Annotated in this window: 20 protein-coding genes; 7 read left to right on the top strand and 13 right to left on the bottom strand. The window is 43.0% G+C overall.

Translation table 11 applies throughout. The features are described from left to right. Positions 1–38: 38 nt before the first annotated feature. On the bottom strand, positions 39–641 hold the full coding sequence (locus BW716_RS24515) for a DNA-3-methyladenine glycosylase (protein WP_083727009.1): 603 nt from the start codon (positions 639–641) through the stop codon (positions 39–41). Between the two features lie 196 nt (positions 642–837). Here BW716_RS24515 and BW716_RS24510 point away from each other — a divergent pair, with 196 nt between their 5' ends. Then, positions 838–1,911, top strand: a complete 1,074-nt coding sequence (locus tag BW716_RS24510) for an acyltransferase (RefSeq protein ID WP_083727007.1) — start codon at positions 838–840, stop codon at positions 1,909–1,911. Beyond that, entirely contained in the window at positions 1,908–2,537 is a 630-nt protein-coding gene (locus BW716_RS24505; protein WP_083727005.1) for a hypothetical protein, read from the top strand. Before BW716_RS24510 ends, BW716_RS24505 begins: the two co-directional genes overlap by 4 nt. An 80-nt stretch (positions 2,538–2,617) precedes the next feature. Here BW716_RS24505 and BW716_RS24500 read toward each other — a convergent pair whose 3' ends face one another. The 8 genes from BW716_RS24500 to BW716_RS24465 form a co-directional block, all read right to left on the bottom strand. Further along, positions 2,618–4,348 (bottom strand): cytochrome-c peroxidase, encoded by a 1,731-nt coding sequence (locus BW716_RS24500; protein ID WP_083727003.1) that lies wholly within the window; start codon positions 4,346–4,348, stop codon positions 2,618–2,620. Continuing rightward, positions 4,345–5,904, bottom strand: a complete 1,560-nt coding sequence (locus BW716_RS24495; protein ID WP_083727071.1) for a metallophosphoesterase family protein — start codon at positions 5,902–5,904, stop codon at positions 4,345–4,347. Before BW716_RS24495 ends, BW716_RS24500 begins: the two co-directional genes overlap by 4 nt. A gap of 73 nt (positions 5,905–5,977) precedes the next feature. Beyond that, entirely contained in the window at positions 5,978–6,790 is an 813-nt protein-coding gene (locus BW716_RS24490) for a glycerophosphodiester phosphodiesterase family protein (protein WP_083727001.1), read from the bottom strand. Then, positions 6,790–7,473 carry a glycerophosphodiester phosphodiesterase family protein gene (locus tag BW716_RS24485; protein WP_083726999.1) on the bottom strand — a complete coding sequence of 228 codons (684 nt, stop codon included), beginning with the start codon at positions 7,471–7,473 and terminating at the stop codon, positions 6,790–6,792. Before BW716_RS24485 ends, BW716_RS24490 begins: the two co-directional genes overlap by 1 nt. 13 nt (positions 7,474–7,486) lie before the next feature. Further along, complete coding sequence (locus BW716_RS24480; RefSeq protein WP_083726997.1) at positions 7,487–8,944, bottom strand: SusD/RagB family nutrient-binding outer membrane lipoprotein; 1,458 nt, start codon at positions 8,942–8,944, stop codon at positions 7,487–7,489. 18 nt (positions 8,945–8,962) lie between these two features. Next, a complete protein-coding gene (locus BW716_RS24475; RefSeq protein WP_083726995.1) occupies positions 8,963–12,436 on the bottom strand; it encodes a SusC/RagA family TonB-linked outer membrane protein in 3,474 nt (1,157 codons plus the stop codon). 41 nt (positions 12,437–12,477) lie between these two features. Beyond that, positions 12,478–13,416: a FecR family protein gene (locus BW716_RS24470; protein WP_083726993.1), complete on the bottom strand. Its 939-nt coding sequence runs from the start codon at positions 13,414–13,416 to the stop codon at positions 12,478–12,480. Positions 13,417–13,800: 384 nt separating this feature from the next. After that, complete coding sequence (locus BW716_RS24465) at positions 13,801–14,388, bottom strand: RNA polymerase sigma factor (protein ID WP_083726991.1); 588 nt, start codon at positions 14,386–14,388, stop codon at positions 13,801–13,803. A gap of 110 nt (positions 14,389–14,498) precedes the next feature. Between BW716_RS24465 and BW716_RS24460 the strand changes: the two genes are divergently transcribed. Beyond that, positions 14,499–14,717, top strand: a complete 219-nt coding sequence (locus tag BW716_RS24460; RefSeq protein ID WP_083726989.1) for a hypothetical protein — start codon at positions 14,499–14,501, stop codon at positions 14,715–14,717. A gap of 6 nt (positions 14,718–14,723) precedes the next feature. On the opposite strand, the gene BW716_RS24455 is transcribed toward BW716_RS24460, so the two are convergent. Then, positions 14,724–15,245, bottom strand: coding sequence for an exonuclease domain-containing protein (locus BW716_RS24455; protein ID WP_083726987.1), 522 nt, complete (start codon positions 15,243–15,245; stop codon positions 14,724–14,726). 140 nt (positions 15,246–15,385) lie between these two features. On the opposite strand from BW716_RS24455, the gene BW716_RS24450 reads away from it, so the two are divergent. Then, on the top strand, positions 15,386–20,047 hold the full coding sequence (locus tag BW716_RS24450; protein ID WP_179091253.1) for an alpha-L-arabinofuranosidase C-terminal domain-containing protein: 4,662 nt from the start codon (positions 15,386–15,388) through the stop codon (positions 20,045–20,047). A 178-nt stretch (positions 20,048–20,225) separates the two neighbouring features. Here BW716_RS24450 and BW716_RS36905 read toward each other — a convergent pair whose 3' ends face one another. Together BW716_RS36905 and BW716_RS24445 are read right to left on the bottom strand one after the other, a co-directional pair. Beyond that, a complete protein-coding gene (locus BW716_RS36905) occupies positions 20,226–20,399 on the bottom strand; it encodes a hypothetical protein (protein ID WP_179091252.1) in 174 nt (57 codons plus the stop codon). A 27-nt stretch (positions 20,400–20,426) separates the two neighbouring features. Continuing rightward, positions 20,427–20,879, bottom strand: coding sequence for a hypothetical protein (locus BW716_RS24445; RefSeq protein ID WP_083726983.1), 453 nt, complete (start codon positions 20,877–20,879; stop codon positions 20,427–20,429). Positions 20,880–21,623: 744 nt separating this feature from the next. Between BW716_RS24445 and BW716_RS24440 the strand changes: the two genes are divergently transcribed. Together BW716_RS24440 and BW716_RS24430 are read left to right on the top strand one after the other, a co-directional pair. Then, positions 21,624–22,880, top strand: a complete 1,257-nt coding sequence (locus tag BW716_RS24440) for an AAA family ATPase (RefSeq protein ID WP_083726981.1) — start codon at positions 21,624–21,626, stop codon at positions 22,878–22,880. Between the two features lie 570 nt (positions 22,881–23,450). Then, on the top strand, positions 23,451–24,173 hold the full coding sequence (locus BW716_RS24430; RefSeq protein ID WP_083726977.1) for a protein phosphatase 2C domain-containing protein: 723 nt from the start codon (positions 23,451–23,453) through the stop codon (positions 24,171–24,173). A 50-nt stretch (positions 24,174–24,223) separates the two neighbouring features. Here the strand turns inward: BW716_RS24430 and dusB are convergent, their stop codons facing one another. Continuing rightward, positions 24,224–25,261: a tRNA dihydrouridine synthase DusB gene (gene dusB, locus BW716_RS24425; protein ID WP_083726975.1), complete on the bottom strand. Its 1,038-nt coding sequence runs from the start codon at positions 25,259–25,261 to the stop codon at positions 24,224–24,226. 196 nt (positions 25,262–25,457) lie between these two features. On the opposite strand from dusB, the gene BW716_RS24420 reads away from it, so the two are divergent. After that, entirely contained in the window at positions 25,458–25,997 is a 540-nt protein-coding gene (locus BW716_RS24420) for a hypothetical protein (protein ID WP_083726973.1), read from the top strand. Positions 25,998–26,217: the final 220 nt, after the last annotated feature.

Below are 26,217 nucleotides of genomic sequence, written 5' to 3'. Positions count from 1 at the left end.
TACCGGCCTCCCTCTTCAATACTTAAATTCAATGAATCTCAGACAATCCTTTTCCCACTCACATACCTATTCCCCTCCACTATAAACCTATACGGCAGCAACGCATCCGCCCCCGCATAATCGACTCCTATGCGGGGCGTCGCTACCACCTTCTCAGGCACATACCCATCCTCCGCCAGATAAAAATCCTTCGAGAACAAATTATATCCCGTATGTATTTTATCAATCCCCAAAGCCTTACTCACATTCCCGGGCCCCCTTGTCAGTGTAAAATCGGCCTTCGCCTTCCCTGTTCGTTTCAACATTTCCGGGATGCCCTCCAGCGGCTCCGCCCCTCTGATCAACACCGCCTCCGGAATCTCCGCCTCATTCGTCACTATATTAAATAAGAAGTGGATCCCATAACACAGATATACATACGCCTTGCCCGCCGCCCCAAACATTACCTCTGTACGTTGGGTACGACGCCCACCATAAGCATGACTCGCCTTGTCTACCACTCCCCTATATGCCTCCGTCTCCACAATCCGCGCGGTCGTCAGGACCCCATCAAACCGGGTTACTATGATCTTTCCCAGTAGCTCCTTTGCTATCGTCAATACCTCAGGCCGGTTGTAAAATTCCGCAGTCAGTTTTTTCATAACTATGAATGTAAATAAAAAATCGCCTTCACCAAAAGGAAGGCGACCAATAACAGATATACACCCGGTGCAATTTATGCAAGTATCAAACCAAATGAATAATATCTTCTTCACTAATCGCTATAAATAAAAATACATCTCTTCGTTGTACACTATTCAAAAAATACTATTTTGCAATCCTTTCCCATTACTTACTATGCTACATCAACCGATCACCCGTAAGCTTAACGGGCTTGACCATCTTCGCGCATTTGCCATCACTTTCGTATTCCTTTTCCATTACAACCTATTTGGCCACCCAAACTGGATTTATACAGTCGGTAGCTTCGGCTGGACAGGCGTAGACCTCTTCTTCGTACTTAGTGGCTTCCTCATCGCCGGCCAACTATTCAGTGAAGATCCGATCTCTTTAAAGACCTTCTATACCAAAAGGGTCTTCCGCATCTTCCCCGCCTACTTCCTCATTGTAGCACTGTACTTCCTTTTTCCGTACCTACGGGAGCGTGATACCCTCCCTCCATTATGGAAATTCCTCACCTTCACCCAAAACATTGGCCTCGACCTGAAAAACACCGGCGCCTTCTCACATGCCTGGTCCCTCTGTATCGAAGAGCAATTCTACCTTCTCTTACCTATATTGATCATCTTTTTCAGAACCTACCGATTGACGCAAATCGCACCCTGGTTCATCGCCTCCCTATTCCTCGCTGGTTTTGGCGTTCGCTATTACTGCTGGAACCATTTCTATTTACCCGCTACCACCGATAACTGGATGGTGTGGTACAAATGGATATACTACCCTACCTTCTGCCGGCTGGATGGCTTGCTTGTAGGTATTAGTCTCGCCGCCATAAAAGAAAAGCTATATAAATATAGTACCCCGCTCCTGATAGCAGGACTACTCATACTAGCAGGCGCCTACATCCTGTGTGACAACGAAGACCTGTTTAATGAATCCATTTATGGGTTCCCCCTGATTGCCATTGGCTATGGTTGTGTTGTAGCTGCTGCCGCCAGCCCTGAATGCTTCTTATACAGACAGGGTAGTTGGATCACCCGCTCGCTGGCAGCGCTGAGTTATGCGCTGTACCTGAGCCATAAGATAGTCATTCATGTGACCCAGAAGATCGTCTCGCAATGGGGTATAGATAAGAAGAGTACAATGATGTTTGTAATTTGTACGATCACCTGCCTCACGGCAGCATCGCTGCTCAGGTTCCTGGTTGAAAAACCATTTTTGAGATGGAGAGATAAAATTCTTGCAAAATGACCCGGTACCTTATTTTCCTATTTTTAATTTGGGGGTGCACGCAAAAAAAACAAATACCCAAGTACGAGCAACCTCAAACAAAACCTACTGCTGTAAAATATATAAAGGTAAATAGCCTGCAGACTATTGGAGACTTTGATGGCGATGGGCGAAAAGATACCGTGCGGTCACACCTGCTTAACAATACTACCCAACATGAACAAGACAGTGTGCCGGCTTTTGATGATACTGTGGACTACGATTCACTGGTTCACTACTATAATGATATAACAGCCTTTCTCCTACTATCCAGTCATCCAAAAGATACGCTGTTCATCGGCCTGGGTTCCGGACCATACTGCCTGTTCAGTATTGATAGTACCGCTATTGTCTATTGCGAAGATGTACCTGATTACAGTAACCTGAATCATTTTGAAATACGTAATTACCGATACGGTAAATGGCAGCAACTTGGTCACGTTCGGATCAGGGAATCTGCATTCTTTACAAATTCGGGAACAATTCCCAAACCATTCACCGACATCCCCGGCTACCTTGAAAAACACAATGGAAAATGGGTGTACAGAGACCTATGGTCAGCAGATACTTCGGATGCGTGGTTCCCACTTAAACTCAAACCAATGTAAGGCCCAAAAAAGAAATAAGCACCTACCGTCAATAGAAGAAAACCAGCCTGCACCTTAGAAAATAAGCTTAGCTAAAGAGTTTACACGCCATCCACCAATGCCTCTAAAAAAGAAATAAGCGCCTGCTGCTCCCCCTTATCCAGCCCTAATGTATCAGAAGACAACGTCTGATGCATCACCGGTGTCACGCCTCCCTGATTGTAAAAGTCAATCACCTGCTGCATGGTACTAAAATTCCCATGATGCATAAAAGGCGCCGTAGCAGCCGCATTCCTCACTGTAGGCGTCTTAAAAGCGCCTTCATAAAAGGTAATGGGAAACACCGCTATCCTACCCCTGTCCGTATCTGCCACCGGATGTTGCAGATCACTGTATAGGGGTACTCCTAATATTTCAAATTCCGTTCTGTTAAATAACGGAGGCGTCAACCCATTGAACAACGGTGCAAAATGACAACTCCCACAACGAGCCTTGCCCATAAAAATATTAAACCCATGCTTCTGCTGACTGGTCATCGCCGTTCTATCTCCCTCTATATAATGATCAAAAGGAGAATTAAACGGGGTCAATGTACGGATATAAGCCGCCAGCGCACGGATGACCTTCGCCTTCGGCATTTGCATACGCGCCACAATACTATCATCCGTTCCCCCCATCTCGGTCGGACTATGCAATACCACATCTATCTGCTCTTCCAGGCTCTTTGCGCGGCCATCCCAGAACTGTGCATACTGATAGGTTGCATATAATAATGAAGGCGTATTCCTTGGTAAAAAACCTCCTGACAAAGACGCATTCTGCGGCATCCCATCTGTAAAATGCTTTTCCGGTAAATGACAGGTGGCACAACTGCGCTGCCTATTTCCAGATAGTTTTTTCTCGAAAAACAACCGACGACCTAAAGCTGTATCATACCCAATCTTTGGCGCACTGTTATCTGCGTTACGTATTACATCCCCCCTGCCATCTACTGTAATATCCGCTCCCTGTGTAAAGGTTTCTTTCTTAAATGCATCCCGCGCACCATAAATCGCTGTAGTATTCAGCGCTCTTACCGTATGCGTCGCTTCTACGTTTGAAAGCATAAGTTGTACCGGCATGGCATAATCTGTAATAAACGTGAGACGATCAAAACTGTTGAAATCAGGATGGTCATGCAAATAATCAAACGCAGCTGACATCGCGGAGCGAATACTATCTACTCCCACCACATGTCGCAATGCATCCATCGCCGCCGCAGCCTCCGGCACCCCACATTGTAAGGAAGGCGCATCATACCCCGTTATATACAAACTCTGTATCCGGATCAATTCTAACTGGATACTCTCCATCACCTGCGCATCCGTGGCCTTAAAGTTATATAACAAAGCAGGCAGACCTGCCGCTGTTTCTGCGACGATGTCTGCCTGCTGCATCAGTTCTTCTTTCGATGCATGACTGTATAATAACGCTTCTATTTGTTGCAATCCTACCGGCTCTTCATATTCTATATAAGGTTCTTCTACCTCATACTTCGCCGGCGTATTGAACACATACGCTTCGCTCACAAAGAAGTATTCAAGGAAAAATGAAATGCGTTTATAAGCAATCCTGCATTCCTTCAATGCTTCTTTCGCCTGCTCCACAGTAACCGGATCTTTCACATCATACTTTTCAATAGCAGCTTTCAAAGCGCTTGCTTTTGATGCAAATACGACCTGCTGCTCTTTGAAATACCGGATCGCCTGCTCCGGGTACCCTTTTGGTGTTTCACCGACTATCCCCAGACACAACAACAAACACAAACCGGTGAGCACCCTTATTCTTTTCATCGCGCTGTAATTGTAAAGGTATCTTTTACACAACCTTCCTTATCTTCTACAGTATAAGTGTTCGTTCCTTTTGCCACCTTGATCGTTATTGACTTAGTCTCCTGCCCCTTCTCACTCCACTTATAATTACCCACAAATGAAGCCGTCAGTGTCAATGACTGTCCCGCTTTGGCTTTGATCTCATTGTGCTTATTCACTTCTTTCATCATCGTGAAATGATCACGGATCACGCCGTCTGCACAAATCCATTTCAGATCCAGCCGATTGTTTTCAATTTCTAACAAGGATGCCCCACCATTCGTATCATTCGCATACTGCATCGCCTTGTGTGGATAGGTCTTTTGTCTGCCACCCAGTTTACCTGCTGAACCACTCACCACATACACCGTTCCTGCATTCAGTGAATCTTTTACATAAGGACAGCTATTCTCACTACCATCATACAGCCCTGAAGAATGACTCAGGTTATGTACCGCAGGATCAAATGAATCCATCATTCCATAATGTCCTTTCATGAGGCGGGAACGCTCGTAATCATGGCTATGTCCGCAAAGGATGAGGTCTACACCATTCCGCTCAAGTATACGGATAAAGTTTTCACGGATACTGATCAGCTCATCTGCTTCATCAGAGTTGTGAGATCCCATCGTATAAGGAGGGTGGTGCCAGTAAGCAATCACCCACTGTCTATTCTTATTCGCTTCCAGGTCACGCTTTACCCATTGTACCTGCGGACCCAGTGTATCGTACAGACGATATTGATCTGCTTCCTTACCATAGCTATCCAATGAAATAAAGTGTACATTTCCGATATCAAATGAGAAGAACGCCTGTGTGTGAGAAGGTACACCACCATCTTCTGCTTCTGTCGGCATAGAGAAGTTCTGATAATACGCGGTCTTGTGCGTACGCATCGCTACTTCTACCGCACCGGGAAAATCATGGTCATTGTAATCATGGTTACCCGGTGTAGGATACAAGGGATGCTGTTTTAACAGATCATCTTTATATACATTAAAAAACTTTGTCTGAAACTCCTGGTCGGTACCACTGCCATATGCATTATCACCTAAGAGTATCCACGCATCCATATAGTTATTACCCAGGTAATTGAGTACGGATTGTTTTACATTACGCTGGTTGGCGGAGTTATTGCCACAATCTCCAAATGCACCGATCCTGATCAGGTCTTTGCTACCCACAGCCGGCAGGGTGTAGAAGTAGTTGTTCGCATCGCCCTGCAATGTATCGGCAAATGTACCTACTGTATAATAGTAACGGGTATGAGGTTGTAAACCTGAAATACGCACGATGTGTTCTGTCGTAATTGTAGAATCGTCTTTTAAGAGATCCCATTTGTTCACTGTCGTACCAAAGCGCACACGGCTACGTGTGGCTACATTTGTACGCCAGCGGATCGTCATAGCGGTGGGGGATCCTACCTGTAAGTAGGGGCCACGGATCACTGTAATCGGGTCTTCATCTCCATCACTGATCTGGGCACGCACATTTAAAAACGCACCAAATAATAAACAAAGCAACAGCCATCCCTTCATTTGCATTTTTTTCTGCGAGGTAATCATAATTCTGTTTAATTCTAGTAATTACTATATGATCTTTACGTTATTTTTATCTATGCAATCCCTTCCTCCGTAAATACCCCAGCAACTCCTCCGGCCTATCCGTCTGAATCACATTCACCTGCTTCTTCTGCAACAGCGAATCAAACCCCTTCTCCCCTAAATCATCATAATCCCCCAGTGCATTCATCCACACTCTCATATTCGCTTTCCGCACGACCTGCATTAAACTATCCGTATAAAAATCATCATCTCCATGCAGGATAGCATAACGTCCCTGTTTTACCACCGCCATAGTCTCTTCCGCATTATGCACCCTTGGCATCACCGGTATATTCGGATCTATTGCTCTTACAAGATCCGCATCTTTATAATCATATACAAAAAACAACACCTGTTTTTCCATTCCCATGTCGCGTACCAATTTACAGGTCGATACCATCGCACTACGTGTATCTGCTTTAAAATCGATATCGATCATGATCTTTCCTCTCGCCATTTCCAACGCATTCTGAAAAGAAGGAATTCGTTCTGAGGTAATGACGCCCTCTCTTTCTAAATGTACACCCTGTAATTCAGAAAAAGTAAGATCGGTTACATTTCCATGTCCATCCGTCTTTTTCTCAATACTCTTATCGTGCATTAACACAAGTACCCCATCCTTTGTTTCCCGAACATCTAATTCAATAATGTCAATACCTTTATCTATCGCTCGCTGGATAGCCGGCAGAGAATTTTCAGGATACTCCTCATGATCGGCACGATGGGCCGCGACCAATACATATTCATGGTGGTGATAGAAATCCTTTATAATATTATCTACAGGCGCCATAAACAGCAGTAAAAATAATAGCTTATTCATTATCTGTCCCCATTTTGTTTAAGGTAATTGATCAATGCCCCCGGGTGATCGGTTTGTAAACCCTGTACAGGTGTATCCAACGCCTTTTGCCAGCGAAGAGGATCTTCATCCTTTGCCTGCACATCCAGCCATATGGCTACATTCCGTTTTTTGCAAACTGCCAGCATTTCAGGGGTATATTGTCCAATGCTGCCATCGATCGCTGACACCGGGTATTCGTCAAAAAACGCATTCAGATCCTTCACTTCATCAGGCACACTCGTCATCAGTGGCATATCTGGCGCCACTTTGTGCCAATCCTTCAATTGCTCAAATGTATTGCAGAATACAACGATGTGCTTTTGCATACCCGCTTTCTTAATCAATGGATATACTATAGCCGGATCGGCATCTTTAAAGTCAAGGTAGATGTTTACCTTTTTCTTACAAAGACTCAATACCTGTTCAAAGGAAGGCACTTTGTCAGATAGCGCAGACAGCTCCCCATGACTAATATATAATCTCCCATCCTTGAACGTCCTCAAATCTACCTCTACATAATCCACTCCATCTTCTATTGCACGTGTATATGCTGCCAGTGTGTTCTCCGGTAAAACAGTGTGATCGCCTCTATGGGCGATCACTACATGTTTATGCTTTACGACAGGCAGCAATGCAATCAATAGTATTGAAAAAAATTGCATAGCTAATTATTTATCATTTTAAATACCACATCTTCGTTGTCAGTACATCCGCACCCTGTCTTGCTACCGCAGCATTATACTGATCCAGGTTATAAGACTGCTCTGTAGTAGGATACTTATACCGGGAAGGGATCTCAGATATAGCAGCCAGTGGTCCGGTCACAAATACGGGATACCCTGTTCTTCTATGATCGAACCAACCCTCTGGTCCTTTCAGGAAATTCGCAATCCACTTCTGTGTGATCAGCTGTACCAATGTACCATTGTATTGTACAGAGGCCTGTGCCAGGTAAGTTGCCTTATCAGTAGCAGATACCCCGTATGCATCCAGCGATGCGCTGATACCTTTATTATATAAAGAAGAAGCTGTTTCACCACTCACCGTTACTTTGCCACTCTGTACTACTTCCGCCAGTATAAAACATTGCTCTGCATAGGTCATCATACTTGCATTCAGCAAATCATCCTGGTTAGCGTAGAAGATAGCTGCCATCTTGGAAATATGCGTCTCACCACCATTATAATCATAAGGAGAAGAAATCGCATTTGGTACACCTACATACAGGTTTGAATCTACTGTATACCCTGTTGTACTTGATACAGGCGCTACCCAGATCGGTAGCCTTGGATCATTCAGACGCAGCAGTGTATCTACGATCTCCTTACTAGGTTTGTATTTATCGATCTCAGTCGTCTTGCTGTTCAGGTTACCACCCGGCCATGCATCAGATGCATTGACACCTAAATATCTCAGTGCGGCATCGTCGCTATTGCTGTCGAACAAAGGATATTTGGAAGGATTGTCTACTATATTCTGCATTTCAGTATATGCACTTGCTGACTTGTTCGACATACGCAGCAGTAAACGCAGGTGAAGTGCATTTGCAAATTTGCGCCAGTTCAGTGCAACACCGCCATACAGGATATCGTAGTCTGCATCGATGCTCAGCGTTGTCGCCGCCAGCGTATCATTTGCAGCGGTAAGTGTGGCCAGCAGCGAAGGATAGATATCCTCCTGCTGATCGTATTTGGGATGTACTATACTACTGTCTTTAGATAGTAAGGCCTCACTATAAGGTATGTCTCCATATAGGTCTGTAATATAAGCGAAGTTGAAAACCCTGATGATGTCTGACACGGCTGTGTATTGCAACATATCATTGCCGGCTGCCAGATCATGGAAGGTTTTGTTGTATGTCAGCGCACCGTAATACCCGTCCCAGCTATTGCCAGACCAGCCAAACAGGTCATCACCTTCGTTACGTACTTTGGTGATGTAACGGCCTGCTTCTGCAGGCTGGTCGAGAAATGCCTCGCTCTGATAGGGATATGCCGTCTTTACCAGTGCCGTTGAAAGCAGGTATTGCGGATTCACAGTTGTCGCCGTATTTGGATCTGTGTTGATTTCCTCAAAGTTCTTTGTACATGCACTTAACAGGAACAGCACTCCAATGGCATATATCTTTTTCATATAGTTGTCGTATGAATATTAAAAATTAAGACCCAGTTTCACACCATAAGAACGTGTATATGGCAGTGACCAGCTGGATGTACCAGGGGTGATGCTACCGCTCTTGATCGTCATCGCAGTTTCAGGATCATATCCGCTACCAGCGGCTGTCCAGCTAAACAGGTTGCGTGCTATCAGTGATACACTCAGGTTAGAGATCGGCAGTCTGCCAGTCTGCTCTTTGCTGAACAGGTATGTCAGGCTCACTTCGCGCAGCTTTACATATGTAGCGCTGAAGGTATTGCGGGCGTGCATCTTCCAATAGTAGTCACCGTAGAAACTTTCAGGATCTGTAACGTTGGTATTCTTAACATAGTTACCATTGCCATCTGAGATATAACCGTCTTCGATCATACCATCTGTACGGTCGGTTGTACCATCGTTCCAGCTCAGACCACCATGCTCTGTATCACGGCCTTTCAGTGTATTTTTAGTACGACCGTCAGACAACAGGTTCATGAACATATAAGAGAAGAACTGGCCACCCTGGCGGTAATCGATCAGGGTATTCAGTGTAAAGTGACCGTAGGTAAAGGTGTTGGTGATACCCAGTGAGAAATCAGGATTGTAGTTACCGATCTTCACGAGGCCAGTTGCATACTGGCTATGACCGGTTTCGTCCAGCAGTTCCTTGCCTTTGTTAGGACCATCAGGAACGGTTGTCCAGGTGAAGCCGTACATATTGCCGAGTGACTGACCTTCACGTACCTGGTACTGCATACCTTCTGCAGACCCTTGCAGGTAAGAAGTAATACCATCAGCCAGTGCGATCACTTTGTTCCTGTTGCGGGTAAAGTTTGCACCGATATCCCAGATGAATTTACCAGAGATCGGCGTACCGTGTACAGCTACTTCCCAGCCTCTGTTACGGATTTCACCGGCGTTGATGATGCGTGCGCTATAACCGCTGGCCATGGTAGTCGGGATCTGAATGATCTGGTTACGGCTATCGGTGGTATACCACGTAGCTTCTACCGCTAACCTGTTGTTGAAGAATTTCAGATCCGTACCAATCTCATAAGAGGTAGCGATTTCAGGTTTCAGGTTGTTGTTCTTCAGTGTAGTGCTGAAGGTCGCCATCTTCACATCACCCCAGTCAGGAGAGCTGAAGGTAAAGCTGTTGTACAGGCTGTAAGGATCAGTATCCTTACCTACCTTAGACCAGTTCAATCTCAATTTGGCATAAGACAGCGCACCGTGTTCGATCTTCAACATATCAGACAACACTAAGCTCAATGAGGCAGAGGGATAAAAGTAGGAGTTGTGATTAGTAGGCAGCGCGCTGGACCAGTCATTTCTGGCACTCAGATCCAGGAATGCATAACTCTTGTAAGACAGTTCACCCATTGCATACAAACTGTTGATGCGTTTGGTTGCCTTGTAAGAAGAGTTGGTAACAGTACCTGCAGCAGCATTGGAGATGTTGTATACACCCGGCATTACCAGCTTACTGGCAGCCTGTGACTGCGTGTTAGAATGCTGGTCCATGCGGTTAGCACCTACGCTTACGAAAAATGCAAAATCGTGTTGAAGACTTTTCTTATAGGTCAGCAGGAAGTCTGTATTCTGCTCACTACCGAAGAGGTCACCGATATAATAGGCACCATAAGGGTTCTGCACAGCACTTACTGCACGCTTGCTTTCGTCGGTTTCAGTATACCAGTCGAGACCTGTACGACCCATTAATGTTAAGCCCTTAGCCAGTTCCATGGTCAACTGCACATTGCCTGTTACGTGATGACGATTGTAGGCATTGGTCAGTTGATAAGCTACGAAGTAAGGGTTATCTGTACTACCCTGATCCTGTGACCATTGTTGCAGGCCTTCTTCACCACTCTGCCAGTAATTTTTCAGCAGTTTGGAGTTGATGTTCGCCGGCATGGTATACAGGATATAACTGGAGCTACCCCTGTTGAAAGTAGGACGGTTATTACTGGTATTATTTGTATAAGCAATATTGGTAGTCACCTTAATTTTAGGATTCAGATCATACCCTGCGGCGAGGTTGATGTTGTTGCGCTGCAGACCTGTATTAGGCGTGATACCTTTATTTTGCAAATTTGTATAAGAGAGGCGGAAGTTGCTACCAGTGATGGCTACGTTGCTGGTATAGGTAGAACCAGTTTCATAGAAATCTTTCACCCTGTTAGGATAAGCGATCCAGTCGGTCGCTACCTTGTCGCCGTTGGCATCGGTAGGGCTGTTCCATTGAATATATTTGGCGCCGGTGTTGAGTTTAGGACCCCATGAAGCAGTAGACAAGGTATTGGATGGATCTACAGAACCCGTGGCATCACCTGCACCATATTCACTCTGGAAGTCAGGGAACTGCCAGGCTTTGTCATAGATCGCGCTGAAGTTTGCGCTTACGTTCAGTCCTTTTTTGTTTTTACCATTACCGCTTTTGGTAGTAATGAGGATCACGCCGTTAGCAGCACGGCTACCGTACAAAGCCGCAGCACTGGCGCCTTTGAGCACGGTAACGGTGGCGATATCGTCCGGACTTACATCGGAGATAGGGCTACCGTAGTCAACAGTCACCTGGCCTACAGGAACGGTTGGGCTTCTGTTAGCCGAAGCGACAGGTACCCCATCCACAACGAACAAAGGCTGGTTATTATTAGCGATAGAGCTGGCGCCACGGATGGTGATCAGCACAGAACCACCCGGATCAGAGCTGGCAGAGCGGATGTCCACACCTGCAACTTTGCCGGAGAGGCTGTTTACAATGTTCACATCTTTTACAGTGCTTACTTTAGAACCGTCGAGAGTAGCGATAGAATAACCCAGTGCTTTCTCTTCACGTTTGATACCTAATGCAGTCACCACCACGGCAGAGAGGTCCTTTACATCCGGCATGAGCTGGATGTTCAGCATAGCAGAAGTACCCGCTTTAACAGTCTTTTTGGTAAAGCCGACAGCGTGCACCAATAAAGTGGTCGCACCATTTACTTCGATGGTATAGCGACCCTGATCATCAGCGATCACAGATTTGTTGGTGGCCTGATCGGTGATGATAGCACCGGGTACAGGTTCACCTTTATCGTTGGTGATGGTACCGTTGATGATTTTGTGATCATCGTTATTGGCATTGTGATCATTGCCGGAGATGGTGATCGCGTTAGCGGTGGTCATACGCTGGATCGCGTAGTCTTTATGACCCAGTTCAACGATAGTGAGGCCCAGTGGTTGGAGGGCTTGTGCTACCTTGCTGGCATTGAAAGCCCCCTGTTGCGGGAACTGTTCAAGGTATACAAATTTGTTAGCGACGGTCGCGCTGTTGTAATTAAAATTCACGTGAAAGATGTCTTCCATTTTCTGGAGTGCTGTAATCAGCGAGACCTTTTCACTTACATAGTTATAAGCGATCGGAGCAGTGTGGGCCCTTACCTGCCAGACTTCCAGCAATAGGAGGACAGTCAGGACAACGTACCTGTTCAATTTGCGTTTCATATAAGATTATTGCGCTTTCTAGTTTACGAAGTAATAATAGCTTATTCGAATACAATAGTATGATTAGCCTGGACTATTAACTGGTCATTGTACACTGACCGAATAGCTGCCAGGAGAATGTCTGTATTGTCTAAGGGACATGAGCCGGAGAAGCGTTCCATTTGTAATTTGGTGCTTTTCCACCGGACGTGAAAACCGTAATTTTCTTCCAGTATGGCGGCAACTTTATATAGTGGTGTATTTTTAAAGATCAGACGGCCGTTCTTCCAGGATGTGAAGGTCTCTGGATTGATGCGGGTCATCATTTTGTTGGTCGCATCGAGGTGGATCATTTCACCGGGTGTGAGGTGTAGGGTACCTGCGTTTTTCGCCCATCCTGCACCGGTTACATTTACCTTGCCTGATTCCAGCAATACTTCAATCTGTTGTTTACGATTGTAGATGTTGAATGCGGTACCGAGAACAGCTACATCCAAGCCACCGGTATGTACTTTCAGGTCATGGTGTTCACCGCTGAAGTAAGCTTCCCCTTCGATCCATACTTCGTGCCCTTTGTATTTTAAAGTAGTGTTGGCATTTAGTAATACTTTGGAACCATCCGGCAGGTTTACTTCTTTCGTCATAGCGATACCGGTGTGAATGGTGGTGCTACGGTTATTGAATAATATACCTGTAGTAATAAGCAATAACAGTGATGCAGCGGCGGCTGTCCAGCGGTATAGCAGCATACGGCGTTGGCGGCCAAGTGCGGTATCGAATCTATCCTGCATTTCAAGCATATCTTCGGGAGAAGGTCCGTTTTCATTTTCTTTCAACAAAGAAAGTAAGGTGAAAGCGGTGTTCACATCATCATGACGATCCGGGTGGGCGGCGAGCCATTGTTCCCAATGTGCGCGGGCCTTTTCATCTGACTGATCGGCCCATGCTCTGAAAGAGGGATTGGTCATCAGATCCGCTACTGTATATTGTTCTTGATCCATTGTTATTAGTAAGAGGGAGGAAGTGAATCGAATACCCTCAGGAAATTTTAAGTTTTTTTTTTGATGATAGTTGTTTTATTTCTTGTGATGGTATCTTATATCTTATTCCTGACTGACTAGTACTAATAAGTGATAGAAAGTGATCTGGATACGTTAAGAAATTATGATCATTTTTTGTGATGGCATCTCGCTTCTAATACATGACTGATTGCTATTTATAAGAGGGAGAAAGTGATTCAAATACCCTCAGGAAATTTTAAGTTTTTTCCGGTTACAATTGTTATTTCCCATGATCACATATCGCTACTCATTCCTGACCAGTTGATATCAGTAAGAGGCTGGAAGTAATTTGAATACCCTAAGTAAATTTTATGTTTTTTTCGGTTACAGCAGTTCAGTGAGTTGTTTATTTTTCGTGATGGTATCACGCATTTCGTCCAGCGCTCTATAGATGAGGGTTCTGGCGTATTTCACTTCTTTCATAGACATGATTTCAGCAATACTTTCGTAACCGATATTTTCGAAGAAATACAAATAAATTGCTTCACGCTGACGGTTGCTCAGTCCATTAATAACGTGCTGTACCAACTGTTTGCGATTATGCAATTCCTGTTGTTGAATGATGGGATGATCGGCGGAGAGATCGAGGTAAAAGCCATAGCTTTCATCGTTGCCCAAATCCTCGGTGGATCTGGCTTTCTGCTGGCTGATAACACGCAGCAGTTTACGACGTACAGCGATCATGAGATAGCTCTTTAAATGCTGTACATTATTACGCCGGGAACGGCTGGTAAATAGCTCAATAAAAAAATCCTGTAATACATCTTTGATCAGGCCCTTGTCGCCGGTGAACCTGTTACAGTATTTGAATAATATAGGGAACCAATAAGCCCACACACTGTCGAATGCCCGCTTATCCCCTTTGCAAAACTGTTCCCAAAGTTGTATTTCATCGTTTTGTCCCACTGCCATACGACTTGAGTAGGTGCAAAGCTATTCTATAATGAGATGGGAGTATATTAACTTTTTGTTAACCGTTGTTAATCCGTACTTTTACGTTCAAACCCAACCATTTAACCTGGATGCCATCATTAAAGAATAATATTCTGTTGTACTTGTTATTGTTTGTGTCTATGCCTGCCATTGCCCAGAAGACAGGTAAAATCTATGGCCAACCCGCTGATACAGTAACGCGGCAAACGCTCAAAGATGCTTATATCACTATATTAAAAGGTACGAATGTACAGAAGTCGGTATTTTCCAATGCCAGTGGTGGGTTCAGTTGCGGAAATTTAGCGTGAAGGCTGTCACCACCTGATCTTCAGTCCTAATTCCTTCTTCATTGTCAGCAGTGCTTCTGCATTTCCTTTTGCATCATCTACCGGATGATGTGTATGCTTTGTTACCCGCAGATGTTTAAAGTTCTTAAACATATCCTTTTCCATTCCTTTGAAAAGGCTTCCTAAATTCTGCGAACTATGCCCAAATGGATTAGTCCCAATAAAGTGATGAAAATACCATGCAATGAACATACTATCAAAACCATTATTATCACTGATCAGGATAGGACGATCCTTTCCACAAACCGTTTCAATCCAGGTTTTGAATTCCGCCATCACAATTTTGGGTTCTTTAAAAGTCTTTGTTTCTTCTCTGCTAAAACCAGATACAGCGAGTGCTTCAGAAATATACTTTTCAGAAATAGGAGCTAACTGACCGTAAAAGGTCTGATCTAATTTTTCGTTTACGAGCACGGCACCAAATGAAATCATGGAAAAATCTCCGGGTATAGGGCCATCGCTCTCGATGTCTACCATAATGTAAGGCATGGGGTTATAATTTAATTTACTAAAATCTGCGCAAGATACGGCAAAATGTGTAAACTGACAAAAGATACGGGGAGGTATATTGCGATATGAGCAGGTATTTGAAGCATTTTCTCACTAAGCAGGCATACTTACATGGTAATATGACCAGATATTTGAAGCTATTTTCTATTAAGCAGGTATTCTTAAATAGGGATCTGACCAGGGATTTAACGCTATTTCTTTTTAAGCAGGCATTCTTAAATTGCAATATCCAACGATATCTGACACCTGTTCTGATCATCCTTTTCCCGCTGATTTCTTCTGTTGCTTTTGCACAGCATCCCGGAGCAGTCGTATTTTCTTCTGCAAAATTCAAAACAGGTGATGCTCCACTTTGGGCTTCTTCATCGTTTGATGATCGTTCATGGGGGACTATTGTTCCGGGTAAGGTTTGGCAGGAACAAGGCTATCCTGATTACCATGGATATGCGTGGTACCGGTTTCATGTTCGGTTACACAAGAGCGGGCAATGGCAAGATAGCTTACGGATATTTCTCGCACATGTGAATGATGTGGATGCTACCTATTTGAATGGTGTATTAATTGGTAAAACAGGTACTACGCCGGAGGATAAAGGTGGGTATGTAAGTAAATGGCCGAATGTGCGGTCGTATCACTTAGCGGCAGATCATCCGGCTATAAAATGGGATAAGGAGAATGTGATAGCGGTGAGGGTGTATGATGGCGGTGGCACCGGAGGGATATTTATGGGACAGCCTTTTGTAGATATGTTGGAGAAAGTGGATGGGATCAGTGTGAGTTTGGGTAATATTAAGAATAACTTTGGCCTGCGAATAGAAGGGACCTTTAGTTATTCAGTTTTAGATGAAGGCCGGGAGATTAAACATGCTTCTATTCCAACAAGTCTTGCTCCCCTTGAAGAGAAAACCTTTCCTGTTGATGCACCTCAGAAAGATGGCATTGTATTTAAATACACATTCAAAGAAACGGGCACTGGTCTGACCACACAAGGACAGATAATAGTCCCTTACATTCAAACACCCGCGCCAGGTGTATTCCCGAGAATCAATAATGCGTTGGTATCAGGTGCAAGGCCAGGCCATCCTATATTATTCCGTATCGCAGCTACAGGCGCCACACCTTTAACTTATAAAATAACAGGATTGCCATCCGGTCTTATACAGGAAGGAGCTATCATAAAAGGATCCATTGCTGCTGTTGGCCACTACCCTATTCAAATACTGGTGTCCAATTCCCATGGTACTACTTCAAAAACCATCCTGATAAAAGTCGATTCTCTTTTACAACTCACGCCTCCTATGGGGTGGAACAGCTGGAACTGCTGGGGCCTGAGCGTAAGCGAAGATAAAGTAAAAAGCTCTGCACAGGCGTTGATTGACAAAGGCCTCGCAGATCATGGCTGGTCTTATATCAACATTGACGACGGTTGGCAGGCAGCAGCACGCAATGCAGATGGGACTCTTTCACCCAATGAAAAATTTGGAGATATGAAAGGACTCGGTGACTGGCTACACAATCAAGGTTTAAAATTCGGTATCTACTCCTCCCCCGGCCCACTTACCTGTGGTGGTTTTCTGGGTTCATATCAACATGAATCAGCCGATGCAAATGTCTATAGTGCATGGGGAGTAGATTATCTAAAATATGACTGGTGTAGTTATGTGCAAACAGATACGTCATTAGCTGCTTATATCTATCCGTTCAAAGTGATGCAGCAGGCATTGGCGTCGCAAAAAAGGGATATTGTATACAATCTTTGTCAGTATGGGATGAAGCGGGTATGGGAATGGGCCCCATCCGTCAATGCCCAAAGCTGGCGTACGACAGAAGATATCGATGATACATGGGAGAGCCTATATAATATCGGGTTTAGTCAGGGGCCACTGGCACCGTATGCAGGCCCAGGTAAATGGAATGATCCGGATATGATGATCGTAGGTCAGGTGGGTTGGGGAGAAAGTCTGCATCCTTCCAGATTGACACCTGATGAGCAATATACGCATGTAAGTTTGTGGAGTTTGTTATCAGCACCGTTGTTGATTGGTTGCGATATTAGCAAACTGGATAGCTTTACGTTGAATTTATTGACGAATGATGAGGTGATTGCGATAGATCAGGATACATTAGGGAAGCAGGCGGTACGGGTGAAGGATAATATCTGGGTGAAGGAATTATCTGATGGTAGCAAGGCAATTGGAATATTTAATTTAGATACAGTATATCGTGATATCACCTTATCATTTAAAGAGGTAGGACTGCCATCAAAAGTATTATTACATAATGTATGGAGACAGCGTGATGAAAGATTTTGCACAGATAGCTTTCGTGCAAAAATACCACCGCATGGGGTAAAATTGCTAAAAGCCTTTCCTGTTATACAAAGTACAATTGAGGTTAAAAGTTTACGCTCTGAAGATACAATCCCGTCTACCTTACATGGCATCTTTTTTGAAGAAATCAGTCATGCAGGAGAAGGGGGATTATATGCTGAAATGATTCAGAACAGGGGATTTGAAGAGAGTCGGATACCAGCGGGGACTAAACTGGTAAATGGTATGCTGGAGGCGCCGCCAACAGAATGGAAAATGGAATGGCCTTATAAGAGTGACTGGCCGGCATGGTCGGTGAAAAGGGATAGTAATGACGACAAGGTTGTATCCGGGACTAATGCAAAATTAATTTCTCCCAATGTTTCTCTGACTATAGATCATCCTTTATCGGCTGCTACACCACACTCATTAAAACTACAAGCCCCTGCCACCTTAATCAATGAAGGCTTTTGGGGTATCGCTGTAAAAGCTGGTGAAAGCTATCAACTATCTTTCTATTTAAGAGGGTATAAAGGTACTGTCACAGCGGGTTTAACATCCCACGATCATATCATCGCTGCACATCAATTTGATATTGCTACTAATAATGACTGGCAAAAATACGAATGTGTACTTGTACCAGATAGTACGGCTGACAAAGCAAAATTCTTTTTAGACTTTGGCTCGAAAGGCACTGCATATGTAGACTTCGTTTCGCTATTTCCTATCAAAACTTTTCACAACAGACCTAACGGCTTACGCAATGACATTGCTACCTTCATCGACAGTCTGCATCCATCCTTTGTAAGATGGCCAGGTGGCTGCTTCGTAGAAGGCATTACCATTGAAAGCGCGCCCAACTGGAAAAACACGATTGGTAAATTAGAAAATCGCCCAGGTACATTTAGTCCGTGGGGATATTGGAGCAGCGATGGATTTGGATACCATGAATATTTGCAATTCTGTGAAGATATCCATGCAGATGCATTGTTTGTATTCAACGCAGGTACATCCTGCGAATACCGTAGCGGCACATCAGTACCAGATTCATTATTACAACCCTACATTCAGGATGCACTGGATGCAATAGAATATGCCATAGGGCCGGTTACATCCAAATGGGGAGCTGTAAGGGCTTCCAACGGGCACCCTGCTCCTTTTCCATTGAAATATGTAGAGGTAGGCAATGAACAACATGGCCCTGTCTATGCAAAGCGATATAATCGCTTTTATGATGCCATACATGCAAAGTATCCAAACATTACCATCCTGGCCAGCATGGGCATCGGTGATGTAAACAGGCATACCTTAGACAGTATGCAACATGTACAACGGGTAGATGAACATGCTTACAAAGATGCTTATTGGAGCATGCGGAATTTCGATCACTTTGATAAATACAAACGTGGCGACTGGGATATGTATGTAGGAGAATACGCCACCAATTCCGGCGTAGGCACAGGTAATATGCAGGCGGCAGTAAGTGATGCGATTTATGTACTCAGCATGGAGAAGAATGCAGACCTGGTAAAAATGTCATCCTATGCTCCTTTATTAGTAAATGAACACGATGTAGACTGGCCGGTTAATCTCATTCATTTTGATGCAGCGAATAGTTATGCGCGTATTTCTTATTATGCTATTAAATTACTCGCAGATAATAAAGCGGATTTCAATCTACCTACATCAGTTACTGTTTCTTCTGATAATGACGCCCCACTTTATTCAGGAGGTATTGGTGTAGGCACATGGGATACAGAAGCTGAATTCAAAGATATCAAAGTAAATGGTCAGGCATTTGATCTTTCAGAATGGTCATTTCCAAGAGGTGCCTGGAAAGTAACTGACTCTTCTATTGCGCAAACTGCGGAAGGCGCACAGCAACTGGCAGTATTAAAAAACCACTCTTTCGATCGTTACACATTAACACTGAAGGCACGCAAAACAGGTGGGGTCAATGCGTTCATGATCCCGTTTGCAGTATTGGATAGTAATACTTATTTACGGGCACATATTGGTTCATGGTGGAATAGTCATTGTGTATTTGAAAGTGTTACGAATGGGTATGACGTAGCGGGGATTTCAGATCAAAAGAAAATGAATCCTTTGGAAACCGGGCGTTGGTATGATGTAAAATTAGACGTGGGCAAGGATACGGTGAAGTGCTTTTTAAATGATACATTGATTATGCAATATATCCCGCCGCAGAAATTCTATAGTATAGCGGGGAAGGCGAAGAATGGGGATGTTATTGTAAAAGCGGTAAATGGGTATGGTTCATCAGTAATGGCGGATATTAAACTTGAAACAGCGGGGAAGCATGTTTTAGTAATTAGTTCCTTATCGGCTCCTGCGAATGCGGAGAATAGTATGGAAGCGCCGATGGAATATGTACCGGAGACAGTGGTGGGAGATTCTTTGCGAGTGTTATTAAAGCCGAATTCGGTGAATGTAATCAGGATATTACATTAGTCAAGACTGGTATTTTCATGTATTATAAGAAATCTTCCGCCACTCATTATTACCAGTATAATTTATATGGAATCAAAATAATTAAAGCCCCGCTGTTCGGCGAGGCTTTAATTATAATATATTATCCACCTTAATATACAGGCAAGCGTAAATACTTCCGCCTGCTACCTTAGCAACACTATTTAACCTTTAGTAACTCCACCGGCACAGGATTGTTCTTCATGAACTCCTTTGCCTTTTCAAACTGTTTAATAAAAAACGGGCTCTTCTGTGGATCGGCAAGAGCTATCTCCTTTTGAGGGGATAAAGATTCATTTTTCTCTTCTATTTTTTTGGAAAATTTAAATGCCATATTTTTCCTGTTTAAACAAATTTACAATTATTTTTTTATTGCCAGAAACGCTTCATAATTAATACCAGATTTGAATTCCTGCCAACAGTCGTCACTATAACCAAGAATTTTAAAATGAGTCTCTATTTCTTCCCTGTATGCATTAATACCCATCTGATAAAGCCTGGTTCTGGATGGAGTACTACCAACAGCATGAATAGCGATCTTTTCATAAGGCGCTGTAAATTCCATTACCGTACCCGCGACTGTAGCTAGTACCTTTAATCTGTCTTCATTGTTTGAAACAGTAAGATCATTATAAGATTCCTCCATCTCATTGTAATCTCCAAAGCCCAGATTGAAAAGAAGTGTTTCATCTGCTAGTGTTCCTAATAATTTATAAATCACCATCTTTTTTATAGCACCATTCGGGCCCCGACTTTCAAATTTAAATTGTGCGGAAACGTCGGCTTTTATATAAGGATATTTCTCTGTATTCATGGTACTACAAATGTAGGTTTACCGATAACAATTTCTTTGTTCACTTTCATTCATTTTCTGCCTTGTATCAACAGCTGCAAATAGAGAAATCAATTTGAGAAACCATTACACAAATTTTTCACCACACATCATTCCCTTCATATTTTATAAGGAATCATTATGAATAAAGCCCCGCCGAACAGCAGGGCTTTATTCATAATGATTCACCAAGCGTAAATTCTACAATCTGCCATCTTAACTAAGAACATGTTTAAATTTCTGAACGACTCATTTTAGAAGAATATTAATGAATGCTATCTTAATGAACGCAACAGATGATTCAGGTAGCCTCTCATGATCCTTATCTAGCCTACTGAAAAAAATCAGCCAGAAAAAAGATCGTTCGACCTGTCACCTACCTTTTTGTGGAATAACCCCCTTTACGGAAGGTAGTTTCCGGGTAATTTGCCACTCGATTATTTTTAAACATGTTCTAAGCCTTGCCAAATGGTGGGGCTTTATTTATAATATTTCAGCAGGTGTCAATTTTACAACCTGCTATCGTAAGTAAGTTATTCTACCTTTAGTAGCTCCACCGGCACAGGATTGTTCGTAATGAACTCCTTTGCCTTTTCATATTGTTTGATAAAAAAAGTAAGATATCTCACCAACAAACTTTGCTATAATTTTACCTAACTTTGAGGCACTTGTTTTCATACAAGCATTTATCATCATCTATCTATGGGTTAAAACTTTATACATAGGATGGTTAAGATTAAGGTCAAAAACTTCGGGCCGATAAAAGAAGGATTCAAAGACGAATGGATAGACCTTAAAAAGGCAACACTTTTTATTGGAGATCAGGGTACTGGTAAAAGTACGCTGGCCAAACTTATTTCTACATTTAAATGGATAGAAAAGGCGATTACCAGAGGTGATTATCCCAAAAGTTATTTTGAGCAAATGGATGCTTTCAGAAGCCGTTTGGAGTATCATAAAATCAGCCATTATCTTCCAGAATACGCTGATTTATTTGGTCAAACAAAGGAAATTGAACCAGAAATAGCATATCAGGGAGAAGCAGTAGATATAGTTTATACGCCCAGGCATCTTAAAATAACAGAAAAGGCTAAAGATAATTACCTTTTGCCCCAAATTATATATATACCTGCAGAGCGAAACTTTCTTAGTGCAATAAGCGATCCGAAAGCCATTCGCTTAGTTTCAGAGCCACTAATTGAAATGCTTTCCGAGCTTGAAAATGCAAAAAAGAATATAAATGACACACTAAGATTGCCTATTAATGGAATGTTGCTGAAGTATAGTTCGACCAGGGATGAGTTATTTTTGGTTGGAGATGGTTATCAGGATAATCTTTATCGTGCTTCAAGTGGCTTTCAATCTGTAGTTCCATTATATTTAGTAACGTGGTATCTCGCCAATATTGTTAAAGGTAACTTTAATTCAGCCAGGGAACCAATGAGTACAGATGAGTCTAAAAGGTTTAAAGATGCTGTTAGTGAAATATTGAGAAACCCCGACTTATCAGAAGAGTTGCGTCGTAAAGCGATATCAGCACTTTCTTTCCAGTTTACCAAAACAGCATTTATAAACATAGTAGAAGAACCTGAGCAAAATTTATTTCCTACTTCCCAATGGTCAATTATGGGAAGCCTATTAGAGTACTACAATCTAAGTAAAGGTAATGAACTAATCATCACTACTCATAGTCCTTATATTTTAAGTTATTTGACCCTGGCAGTAAAAGCATGGAGTGTATATCAAAAAATAGAAGATGCAGGAAAGGAAGAATTACTGGAAGAAATTGAAAATGTTGTACCATATAATTCGGCTTTGAATTCAGAAGACTTAGTCATCTACGAAATTGATAATAAGGGCGAAGTAATAAAACTTGATAATTATAAAGGCCTTCCATCAGATGAAAACTACCTGAATGAAATGCTGGAGAATTCAAACATTTTATTTTCTCAACTTTTAGATATTGAAGATAAATACCGATAGATTTTTTTAGCGCACACCACACACAATCAATTCAGGAGGAATTTGGGCTTTGTGATGATCCTGCTCCTGCTAAAAATCCATCCTATATTTTAGAGGTAGATAAATTTAAATGGATTGGTATTGTAAAAAATCCGGGTAGAATACAAACGGATTTTTATGGACTGGATCATGCTATACGAATTCCCTTACCATCTCCCAATGAACAATATATTGAGAGTTTGTGGGACGGCTTATTGGCGCATGACAACCAACTTTCTTTTGTCGAACTGAAAGAACGAATAAGTAAGACTAAATGGATCAGTAAATCAACAGATCAGATCATTAATTCGATCAGATTGTTTGCAGATAATCATAACATACATGATTACGATAAGATTACTGCAAGAATTTGCAATAAATTGAAACCTCAGTTAAATCGAAACTGTGCAAACTCTCTTCAGAAATTCCGGGATGAAATGCGAAAGTATAATCATAAACCAGAGGAGACCAAAGAGTTGATTGTACAGCAAGACATCAATATATAGCCTGCGCTTAATTCAGGATAATGCCTTACCTTTGCGGCATATACCTATGCATATTGACTCCACTCTTCAAATAGGCGCTTACCATTTACAACACTGCGAAGATTATTTATTCCATGATCACATCGGTACCGACAGATTGCTATGTGCAGTCATGGATGGATGCACGATGGGTACGGATAGTTATTTCATTTCTACTTTAGTAGGGAAATTGCTACGTAAGATTGTAAAAGAACGACATTATCTTGAGTTTTTTCAGCCATCACAATCGTCTTTGCGCTTACAATTAAAAAGTATTGTACAGCAATTATTTAATGAGTTAAAATTATTGAAGAATCAATTGCAATTGTCGAAAGAGGAAATGTTGACAACGATTATTATTTTGCTGGTGGAACCTGGCAATGGCGTAGGTTTGGTGGTTGGTGATGGTGTGGTGAGTATAGATGGTCAGGTGACTGAATATGAGCAGGATAATAAGCCGGATTATTTAGGTTATCATTTGCAGGAAGATTTTGATGGCTGGTATGGTAAGCAGGCGTTTTTATCAATTACTAACTGGCAGGATATCAGCATCTCCACAGATGGTATCAGTTCTTTTATGGCATTAGAAGGCGGAGAGACGGATCTGGATCCTGTTTCTTATTTATTATCTGATACCGGGTTGTTGGAGAAGAAATTGAAATACCTGGAACATGAGGCAGGATTGAGACCTACGGATGATCTGGCAATCATTAGAGTGCGCAATTCCCGTGATAGTTTACCAGTTGAATAGGTTTGGATAAAATCAGATCCGGCTAACTCCCTGATATGGTCTAGCCATTATCAAAGTGCGCAATTCTCGTGATAGTTTACCAGTTGAATAGGTTTGTTTTCAAATTCAAATCCTTTGTAAGCTGCCTGTATTTCATCCAATACCTGCTCTATTTCTTCGTGAATAGTAGTTGATACCAACCGCTTACGAAACTCCTGAAACGCTGGCAACCCTTTCAAATAAGTAGTCATGTGTTTCCGCATGGCAAATACCCCCATTTGCGGCCCTCTCCATTCGATAGATTTACTTAACTGAAGCTTGCAGGCGGCGATTCTTTCTGCGAGATTTGGACCGGGTAATAGCTCCCCTGTTTGAATATAGTGCTTTACCTCTCTGAAAATCCATGGATACCCGATGGCCGCACGGCCAATCATTATCCCATCAATTCCATAGCGATTTTTATATTCCAATGCTTTCTGCGGACTATCAATATCCCCGTTTCCAAAGATTGGGATCCTGATCCGTGGGTTATTTTTCACCTTGCCAATCAGTTCCCAGTTGGCCTCCCCTTTATACAACTGACACCGGGTCCTGCCATGAATGGCGAGGGCTTTCACCCCTACATCCTGCAGGCGTTCCGCCACTTCCTCAATATTTTTTGAATCTTCATCCCATCCAAGGCGTGTCTTTACCGTTACCGGCAGGTGGGTGGCTTTTACGCAGGCTTCTGTGAGGCGCACCATAAGATCGATATTTTTTAACACCCCTGATCCTGCTCCCCTGTTCACAATCCCCTTGATCGGACAGCCAAAGTTGATATCCAGCAGGTCTGGCTGGGTCATATCGACGATTTTAGCCGCCATAGCGAGCTTGTCCTCATCGCCCCCAAAGATCTGTACGCCAACCGGTCTTTCCTCTCCAAATATGGCCAGCCGACGACGGCATTTCTCGGTATCCTTCACCAGTCCTTCGCTGGAAATGAATTCCGTGTACATCAGGTCGGCACCATTCTCTTTACACACCACGCGAAATGGCGGGTCGCTCACGTCTTCCATAGGCGCAAGGAGCAAAGGGAATTCGGGCAGCACTATTTGATCGATCTTAACCATAGGGTGCAAAGGTACAAAATACGTCGTGACTACAATACCAAAACGACATTATAAGGTCATTACAAGTACATCCATATATCGATTCGATATTGAGGTGAATATTTAGTGATGTGTTAGTACTCATTTGGTATTATAGTCACACTATAGCTCCAGCGTATGTATTAATATTGTTCTTATAATCCCAAAATTGTTTGTTATGGCGCTTGTAAAAGACAACATACTCCTCCAACTCGTGCGAGGCACGCTCGGCGATCAAATCACGATTTACGAAAGGAACGGGCAGATAATCATGGCGAAGAAACGCGGTCCGTCAAAGAAAAAGCCAACGAAAAAACAGCTGGAAGCAAGATATAAGATGAAAATTGCGGCGGCTTATGCCAAGGTAATACTGAAAGATCCGGTGTTAAAGGCTTATTATCAATCACTCGCAGGACCTGGCCAGAATGCTTATAATATGGCGGTGAAGGATGCTTTCAGGTCTCCGGAGATCCAGCAAATCCGGTTGGAAGAGATGGATGTGGTGGTGACGGCGAAAGATGAATTCAGGGTTGCGGAAGTGGAAGTACGGGTAGTCGATGCTGCAGGCAGCATATTAGAAAGGGGCAAGGCAGTATTGGGGCGGAATGGCGTGGATTGGTATTATAAAACGGTGGGCTTACCGCCTGGTGGTAAGGTGGTGGTAGTCGCAGTGGATTTGCCCGGAAATGGAACGATTAGGGAGCTGTTGCTAGCGTAAAAAAACAGGCAAATACGGATGAAGGGAGTTGCTTTATGGAATAATTCTATTTCGGTAAAATGGCCTCTTATTTAGATAACATGAATGCATCATACCATCTATCTCATTAGATAACATGAATGCGTCATACCATCTTATTTAGATATCATGAATGCATCATACCATCTATCTCATTAGATAACATGAATGCGTCATACCATCTTATTTAGATAACATGAAT

Source organism: [Flexibacter] sp. ATCC 35208 (genome assembly GCF_001975825.1).
Lineage (GTDB): Bacteria > Bacteroidota > Bacteroidia > Chitinophagales > Chitinophagaceae > Chitinophaga.
This window is presented reverse-complemented; position numbering and strand designations above follow the sequence as displayed.